Raw genomic sequence first — 7,451 nt, 5'->3', positions numbered from 1 at the left:
GGACAAGTTCGCGGAGCGCATGCTTGCGTCCACCGGCTTGATCGGCATGATCGGCAAGGCCGAGCGCGGACCGGATGCGATCGGCGCGATCGTGAAAAACGGCTGCGTCTATCTGGCGGCGACCGGAGGCGCCGCCTATCTGATCTCCAGGGCGGTCCGGTCCTCTCGCGTCCTTGCGTTTGGCGATCTCGGCATGGAAGCCATCTACGAGTTCGATGTGGAGAACCTGCCCGTCGTCGTCGCCGTGGATGCCAGCGGCAATAGCGTCCACGAAAGCGGACCGCGCATCTGGCGCATTGCGACGGGTGCACTTTCCGCCCCATTATGACCTCCGGTAGTTCACGGGAGCTGGAGAGATCACCTCAATCGGATCCACGGGTGCCCTTGACAAAAATACCGATTGGTATATTCTTGCCTCCATGAATAAAGCTCAGCGAACCCGTCAGTTCATCGTCGAGAAGACAGCACCGCTCTTCAACGTCAAGGGCTATGCGGGTACGTCCCTGGCCGACATGGCGGAGGCCACCGGGCTGACGAAGGGGAGTGTTTACGGCAACTTTGCCAACAAGGAAGAGGTAGCACTTGCCGCTTTCGATCACAACTGGAAGCAGGCGCAGGAAGCAGTCAGGGCCATCATGGCCACGCGAGAAACCAGCAAGGAGAAGCTGCTGGCATTGACAGGCGTGTACGAAAACCTGCCTGAGGATTTCCCGGAGGGGGGATGCCCGCTGCTCAACACAGCCATTGAAGCCGACGACACTCACCCAGCCCTGCGCGAGAAGGCCATGGAGGCGTTCCGGGGCTGGAAGGCGAACCTTATCACGGTCATCAAGGCAGGGATTGCCTCGCAGGAGTTCCGGAATGGCGTCGACGCCGAGCAGACTGCCGTCACGCTGATTGCCTTGATTGAGGGCGCCATCATGATCTCTCGCCTCACCGGCAACGCCGGCTACAGCAAGGTCGTGATGTCGGCGGTGGAAAAAACCATCGTCGACCTGGCGTGATTTTTTCGACCAAAAATATACCATTCGGTATTTTATCTGCCAGGGGAAGTAACCATGCGCGTCGAACTGAAACGGAAAGTCGTATTCGCCCTGTCGATGGGAATTGTGACGACCGGGATCATTTCCTTCGTCCTCCTTGCTCTCAATCTCGGCTTCTCAGAAGGATTTGCCCTGACGTGGCTGCGTTCCTGGGGCATCGGCTATGTGATCGTCATTCCTACCATCCTCCTGTTCGGTCCGCGTCTGCAAACGCAGGTCGATCGCTTGATTTACTAAGCCGACAGGCCCGCATCGAGGATCACTGACATGTCCAAGCCATTCCCACAGCGGATGCTTACCTTCGTGCTCGTTCTTGGCGCTTTGATTGCGTCGGGATGCGCCCACGATTCCCACAGGCAGGTACAGAAAGCCGAGATCGGATTCATCGATATCGACAAGGACATCTCGCTAAGAAGGATGGTCGTGCACAACTCTGGCCCGAAAGGAACCGTTCTTTTCCTGCATGGATTCCCGGAGACCCTGTACGCCTGGAAGGACATTGCCCTGGCTCTTGGCGACGACTACGAAGTACACGCCATCGATTGGCCCGGCTACGGTTTATCGTCGCGACCGACGGCCGACAAGTTTTCCTATGCACCGAGAGACTATGCCCGTCTCCTGAAGGCTTACATCCGCAAGGCAGGCATCGACACGTCAAAACTCACAATCTACGCAACGGATATCGGAGCCTTGCCGGCCCTTCTGCTGGCGCTCGAAGAACCGGACATTGCCAGGACGATTATCGTGGGCGACTTCGCCCCGTTCGACAGACCTCAATACATGTATGAGAGCCTGCAGATCCTGAAGTCGCAACCTTCCGCCGAGCGGGCTCGTGTTCAGTTGAATGCAAATCGCGAGGATGTTCTCCAGAACGCCTACAGGCGCGGCTTGCCCAGAGAAGTGCAGTTCGACTTATCCGACGAACTCAAGGACGACATGTCGCGCGGATGGGGCCACGGGGAGATCACCTCAGCGGACGCTTTCTACTACTACTACTCACACTTCACGCGGGACCAGGAGTATTTCGAGTCAAACCTGGTCCGGCTCAAGACGCCCGTGAAGGTGGTTTGGGGTGAAAAAGACATCTACATCAAGAAAGAAATGGGCATCGAGTTCGCCGGGAAGGCCCATGCACCGTTCAGCCTTCTTCACGGGATTGGGCACTACCCGCATCTGCAGGACCCGCAGCAAACCGTAGAAGAAATTCGCGCCTCATTCCGGTGAGCCCGCATCGCGAGCGGGCCCGCGCAGCCGCCCTCATTCCGCGTGGCACGTAGGCGCCGCCCCTGACGACGCTGAACTCCGCGTGGCAAACAACCCTTAACCTGGAACATCCCGAGATGATCAATCAAATCGACAAAGTGATTTACACCGGCAAGACCCGCACTATCGGCGGTCGCAACGGCAATTCCCGCAGTTCCGACGACCGTCTGGTCGTCGACCTTTCAGGACCCGGCAGCGACGGCAGCGGTACCAATCCGGAGCAGCTTCTGGGCGCCGGTTGGTCGGCTTGCTTCCTAGGTGCAATCGCCAAAGCGGCACGGGCGGCCAAGGTCGCGCTTCCGGCCGACGCGGCCGTTGAGGCTGAAGTGGATCTCGGCCTGACCGGAGACGCCTACTTTCTGGCGGCGCGGCTCAACGTCAGCCTGCCGGGCCTTGACCGCCAGGTCGCCCAGTCTGTCGCAAATACCGCACACCAGCTCTGCCCATACTCCAAGGCCACGCGCGGGAATATTGATGTCGAAATCAGAATCGTCTGAGGACGGTCGAATTCCGCACGACACATAAGATAAGAAACCCTCTCCTGTTTCGCGCGCATTGGTCGATTCTCGCCGATGCGTGCCACGGACCTTCCCGTGAATCCCATCCGTCGTTCATCACGGAAACCTGCCAATGAAAATGACCCGACTCTTCGCCTCGGCCCTGCTTATCGCTATCAGTGGCTTCCTTTTACCAACGGCTCAAGCGCAAACGCCTGGAGTCCACCGCACCGATCTCGTCCAGCGCGACCTCAGCGTGCCCGATCGTGAGGGCGTACAGGTACGCGTTGACTTTGACCCCGGCGCATTCGCACCAAAACATTCGCACCCTGGGGAAGAACTCGCCTATGTTCTGCAAGGTACGCTGGAATACCAACTCGACGACAAGCCGCCTGTCACACTGAAGGCCGGCGACGCGCTGTTCATTCCGGCCGGGAGTGCCCATTCGGCGCGGAATGTCGGCAGCGGCAAGGCCTCCGAACTGGCAACTTACATCGTCAAAAAGAGCGCGCCTCTGGTAGTGCCGGCCAAACCACCTGGATCAGCCGCAGCGCATTAAAGGAGGCATTCCCATGAACACGCAAGGATCCAGTCAAGCTCCCAATCTGTCGCGCCGAACACTTCTATTAGGCGGCGTGGCGGCGGCAACGCTCTCCACGCTTTACCCAACCCTGGTTACCGCTGCGCAGGCAGAATCCGGGCATAGCGTGGCGTCAGATGCGATCCGCCCATTCCGCGCGCACGTCCCGCAAGTGGCCCTCATCGATCTGCGCCGCCGCCTAGCCGCTATGCGCTGGCCCGATCACGAAACAATCGGCGATCGATCCCAGGGCGTGCAGCTTGAAAAACTTCAGCCGCTCATGCGTTATTGGGCAACGAGCTATGACTGGCGAAAGGCCGAGGCAAAACTCAATGCCTGGCCTCAGTTCCTGACAAGCATCGATGGCCTGGACATTCATTTCATCCATGTCCGCTCGCGCCATGAGAATGCGCTGCCGCTCATCATGACACACGGCTGGCCAGGATCGGTGTTCGAGTTGCTCAACGTCATTGGTCCGCTGACGGATCCCACAGCGCACGGTGGCAGCGCGGGCGATGCGTTCCACCTTGTGATTCCGTCGATTCCCGGCTTCGGCTTTTCACAGAAGCCCACGGACACCGGCTGGAATCCAGGCCGCATCGCACGAATTTGGGACGTTCTGCTGAAGCGGCTCGGATACGCGCACTACGTTTCGCAGGGAGGCGACTGGGGCGCAATCATCTCCGACGCTCTTGGCCGTCTGGCACCTGAAGGGCTGCTTGGCGTCCACGTCAACCGCATCGAGCGCGCCACGACGTTGCCACCGGCGATCGCTATGGCGCTAAAAAGCGGGGACCCTGCGCCGGCAAGCCTGACCTCCGAAGAAAGGCAGGTGTTCGACGAGACGAGGGATTTCCTCAACAAGGGATTCGGTTACGCGGCCATCATGCAAACGCGACCGCAAACCATCGGCTATGGCCTAGCCGATTCGCCGGCGGGGCTGGCAGCGTGGATCTATGACAAGCAGGCCGACTGGGTATTCTCGCGTGGCGATCCGGAACGGGCACTAGGCCGTGACGCGATCCTTGACAACATATCCCTCTACTGGCTCACAAATACGGGTGCATCGAGCGGACGGATATACTGGGAAACCAGTGTCGCCCCGGCAAACAATGCCCCCATCACCGTTCCAGTGGCAGTAACCGTTTTCCCTGGGGAGGTCTACCGGCCGCCGAAGCAGTGGCTGGCACGAGCGTATCCAAACCTGATCTACTACAACCGCGTCGACAAAGGCGGTCACTTTGCGGCATGGGAAGAGCCTGAGCTGTTCAGTGCAGAACTAAGATCTGCGTTTCGATCGTTGCGCTGAGCGGAAGATACTGCGCAGGAGCGGTCTCGGCACACGGTTCACGGTGCCAAAGCGAGCGATCAATGCCCGCTCGAGCGCTGCCTCGACGGCCATAGGCTCGCCGCTCTCCCCCTGCGCAGGCTATTTGCCGGACAACTCAGCGACCTGGCGGCACGCCGTTCGCGCCTGCGTTGATTCTCTATTCTCAGCTTCACCGCGCGCACCGCGTCTTTGGCGTTGACCCGCAAGATGCCGGCCTCAGAATACAACGCAAGCGACTTGCCGTAGCGTTCGGCATAGGTATCAGCGGCAAAATGGGCCCGCGTCAACTCGGACTGCACGAACACCAATGGCTTTGGACAGTCCCGTCGCTCCCGTTGCGAGCCTCAATCCATCAGAAAGGGAAATATTCAACAAGGTCGAAATCCTTTACAAGATGGGCACTCACCGAAATTTGTCGGCGGCGTGCAATGAAGCTCTGGTCCGCTGCTATGTCAGGCGCTGTGCCAATCGTCCGACATCAGTGAGCAAGCGAGTCGCGCAGCAATCCCGCCGCTTGGAAGCTGCTGCAAAGTCAGCTACCGCGGCCTGAAGAAGTATGCCGGCCGTTCCTTCACGGCGCTAGCGCTGGTCAATCGTTACCTGAGTCGAGGGCATCTGATGGGAGCAGTCCGCCCGTAAAGGGCGAAAGGGGCGCCTCGCCAGCACACCCCAGCGAGGGTACGTGATGGCGAATTCTCTTCACGGTGCCACTTTCCGCTCGAACACGCTCCTGATCAGTCTACGTGACTCGGTTCACCCACCTTATTCAGAGTAGCCCCAGCATGCGAACCCCACTTGCGGTTGCGATAGACAAAGAGTAGGTCGGCGTTCATTGCGCAGACAAATGTGATGAACACTATTTGCGGCGCGCACCGCTATATCGCGTCGCTTTCGCGTGCCCACTTTCCCCATCGAAATTGGCTTGTAGCTGGATCATTCGATTTCCGAATCACGGTCTTTTCCTTCGCGATATTGCGACGCGGCCGCGCTTCGTCGATTGTGGAGGTCCATACCAATCGCAGAGTGTGGCCAGCTATCGGGCGTGAGCAGGCCGGGTTGTCGGCCAACGCAGGGCTAATCCGCTCGTCCACAACATTCAGGAAAAAAACGATGGCCGCAGTCACCACATCTTTGTGTAACGGTCGACGACGCCGAATACGGCTTCAGATTAGGAAACCGGAAGTGATGACAGGTTCCCAATCCGAGGCCACTTTCGGCGCCTATAACCACACAATGACCCTTCACTACGCTATGGCACGGAACGAGTAGCTACGGGCTTGACCACAAAAGATCGCCAGCATTGCAGCAGCCAGCCGCAATCGCATATGCGAAGTCGCCCGTTCGTATCGTCTATATGTGCTGAGTCTCCTCCTCTGAGAAGACGAGGGAACGTCAATAAGAGCTGCTGCCGCACTTGCTAAGTGCAAATCAGCCAGATCAGCTGGCAATATTAACCTTCAGGAGGATAGCGGAGTGAGTACAGATATTCGGAAGATAATCGATGAGTCGCCCATGAGCACGCTTCAGACAGTGGCCGTCATCGCGTGCATCATCTTGAACATGCTCGACGGATTTGACGTACTGGCGATGGCGTTTACTGCGCCCCAACTCGCCGCCGGGTGGGGACTGAGTGGCAAGGAGCTTGGCTTGCTTCTCAGCGCGGGACTGGTCGGCATAGGCGTCGGATCAGTCTTGATCGCTCCGATTGGCGATCGGATCGGCCGCCGCAAGGTCATCCTGTGTTGTCTGTGCATCATCGGGAGCGGGATGCTTGTGAGCTCGGTCACGCAAAGCGTCCTGCAGCTTGCCGCAGCGCGCGCTTACACGGGGCTTGGAATTGGAGGCATGGTGGCCAGCATCGTGGTAATTGGTGGGGAATACGCGTCGAACAGATGGCGCAGCGCTTCAATTAGTTTTCAGTCCACCGGTTATGCCGTGGGGGCTACCGTAGGCGGTGTCATTGCCGCTTACCTGATGTCGATCTGGGGATGGCGCAGCGTCTTCGCGTTCGGCGGCGTAGCTACGCTTCTGGCCATCCCAATGGTGCTCGCCGTGCTACCCGAGTCTCTCGACTACCTCCTCACCAAGCGTCCTGCCCACGCGCTTCGAACAATCAATCGGACACTTGTCAGAATGAAGCGCTCCCCGATTGACACGCTTCCCGAGCTGACCAACGTGACTGAGGCCGCTAAGCCATTCGATGGTGGTGCCGCGCTCATGAGGGCACCGCTGCTTCATCGGACGCTGGCATTGTGGGCCGCTTTCTTCTTTGTCCTGGGAAGTTTTTACTTCGTCGCCAGTTGGACGCCAAAGCTGCTAGTGCAAGCCGGCATGTCAGCCGAACAAGGCGTTACCGGTGGCGTGTTGCTCAATCTTGGGGGCATTGCAGGATCAGTGCTATTTAGTTTGCTATCCGCCAGATTTAGCTTGCGTCCTCTTCTCATCGCCAGCCTGGTAGCCGGTGGCGCGTTTATGTTCGCCTTCGGCACCCACACCACCTCTCTCAACGTGGTGATGGCAGTCAGCATTCTGCTTGGCGCCGTGCTCACCGCATCCGTAGCAGGCATGTATGCCTTGTCGTTGACAATCTATCCGACCGGAATCCGGACGACTGGCGTCGGTCTCGCGGCAGGTGCCGGCCGAATTGGAGCGGTACTTTCACCTCTTGCAGTGGGCGCGTTGTTGGACGGAGGATGGTCCGTTGCCAACCTATACATCGCTTTCGTTCTGCCCATGGC

8 protein-coding genes and 1 pseudogene are annotated in these 7,451 nt (G+C 58.7%); all 9 read left to right on the top strand.

Annotated features, from left to right (window positions below):
* On the top strand, window positions 1-328 hold a 328-nt coding region (locus AC1DO7_RS37530), incomplete at its 5' end, for a fumarate hydratase C-terminal domain-containing protein (RefSeq protein WP_477117315.1).
* A 91-nt stretch (window positions 329-419) separates the two neighbouring features.
* Window positions 420-1,004 carry a TetR/AcrR family transcriptional regulator gene (locus AC1DO7_RS37525; protein WP_441623536.1) on the top strand — a complete coding sequence of 195 codons (585 nt, stop codon included), beginning with the start codon at window positions 420-422 and terminating at the stop codon, window positions 1,002-1,004.
* A gap of 54 nt (window positions 1,005-1,058) precedes the next feature.
* Entirely contained in the window at window positions 1,059-1,280 is a 222-nt protein-coding gene (locus tag AC1DO7_RS37520; protein ID WP_441623534.1) for a DUF2798 domain-containing protein, read from the top strand.
* Between the two features lie 30 nt (window positions 1,281-1,310).
* On the top strand, window positions 1,311-2,267 hold the full coding sequence (locus AC1DO7_RS37515; protein WP_441623532.1) for an alpha/beta fold hydrolase: 957 nt from the start codon (window positions 1,311-1,313) through the stop codon (window positions 2,265-2,267).
* Window positions 2,268-2,386: 119 nt separating this feature from the next.
* Window positions 2,387-2,803 carry an Ohr family peroxiredoxin gene (locus AC1DO7_RS37510; RefSeq protein WP_441623540.1) on the top strand — a complete coding sequence of 139 codons (417 nt, stop codon included), beginning with the start codon at window positions 2,387-2,389 and terminating at the stop codon, window positions 2,801-2,803.
* A gap of 133 nt (window positions 2,804-2,936) precedes the next feature.
* On the top strand, window positions 2,937-3,362 hold the full coding sequence (locus AC1DO7_RS37505) for a cupin domain-containing protein (protein WP_441623530.1): 426 nt from the start codon (window positions 2,937-2,939) through the stop codon (window positions 3,360-3,362).
* 13 nt (window positions 3,363-3,375) lie between these two features.
* Window positions 3,376-4,692 (top strand): epoxide hydrolase family protein, encoded by a 1,317-nt coding sequence (locus AC1DO7_RS37500; RefSeq protein ID WP_441623528.1) that lies wholly within the window; start codon window positions 3,376-3,378, stop codon window positions 4,690-4,692.
* 549 nt (window positions 4,693-5,241) lie between these two features.
* Window positions 5,242-5,352, top strand: a pseudogene (locus AC1DO7_RS37495) (IS5/IS1182 family transposase); the annotation flags it as partial.
* An 873-nt stretch (window positions 5,353-6,225) separates the two neighbouring features.
* On the top strand, window positions 6,226-7,451 hold a 1,226-nt coding region (locus AC1DO7_RS37490; RefSeq protein ID WP_477117314.1), incomplete at its 3' end, for an MFS transporter.

Source organism: Cupriavidus sp. 05N40, from assembly GCF_056397305.1.
The sequence above is the reverse complement of the archived record's forward strand: the minus strand, read 5'-3'. Positions and strand labels throughout refer to the sequence as shown.